This is a genomic window from Roseomonas sp. TAS13 (genome assembly GCF_001950415.1).
GTDB classification, from domain to species: Bacteria; Pseudomonadota; Alphaproteobacteria; order Acetobacterales; family Acetobacteraceae; genus Roseomonas; species Roseomonas mucosa.
In genome coordinates, this window is the sequence record NZ_BDLP01000711.1 from 1 (window position 1) to 978 (window position 978).

Genomic DNA, 978 nt, shown 5'->3' on the forward strand with positions numbered 1-978 from the left:
TCGCCTTACGGTGGAGCTGTGCGTAGATGTGATCAAGAGACAGCCACACGTGCCTGTGCCACCACCCCCGCATGCCGACAGTCCTTGCCGCGCCTTGCCGCATCCCGTCCCGGTCCACCGGCCTGTCGAGTCCGGGCGCCTGGTGAGGGGAACGCGGTGAGGGTCGCGCAGGTCATGGCCGGCGCCGTCCAGGGCGGCGCCGAGACTTTCTACGAGCGGCTTTGCCTCGGCCTGCACGACAGCGGCGAGGAAGTCCTGCCGGTGATCCGGCGCGAGCCGGCGCGCGAGGCGCGGCTGCGGGAAGGGGGCCTCACTCCCGTCACCCTGGGCTTCGGCGGGCCGCTCGACCTGCTGACCGGGGCCCGCCTGCGCGCGGCGCTGGGGCGCTTCCGCCCCGCCGTGACGGTGGCCTGGATGAACCGCGCGGCGCGCTTCACGCCAAAGGGGGAATGGACCTTGGTGGGGCGGCTGGGCGGCTACTACGACCTGCGGCACTACCGGCGCTGCGACCATCTGGTGGCCAATACGCGCGACCTCGTCGCCTGGATCACCGCGCAGGGCTGGGCGCCCGGGCGCGTGCACCACCTGCCGAATTTCGTGCCCGACATGGCCGGCGCCGCATCCGCCACGCTGCCCGCGCCACCGGGGAAGCGGCGGCTGCTCGCCATGGGCCGGCTGCACCGGAACAAGGGATTCGACGTGCTGCTGCGAGCCCTGGCGGAACTGCCGGAGGCGCATCTCTCCCTGGCCGGCGAAGGGCCGGAGCGTCCCGCGTTGGAGGGGCTGGCGTGCGAGCTGGGGCTGGGCGAGCGCGTGTCGTTCCTGGGCTGGCGCACCGATACCGGGGCGCTGCTGGCCGGGGCGGAGGTCTTCGTCTGCCCGTCCCGGCACGAGCCGCTGGGCAATGTGGTGCTGGAGGCCTTCTCGGCCTCGCTGTCTCTTGATCACAAGTCTCGACGTCAGCATAGAGAGGTGTAG

1 protein-coding gene is annotated in these 978 nt (G+C 72.2%); it reads left to right on the forward strand.

The annotated features are described in order from the left end of the window. Positions 1-156 precede the first annotated feature (156 nt). The gene (locus ROTAS13_RS25035; RefSeq protein WP_253187780.1) at positions 157-978 is read left to right on the forward strand and encodes a glycosyltransferase; all 822 of its coding nucleotides are present in this window, start codon (positions 157-159) and stop codon (positions 976-978) included.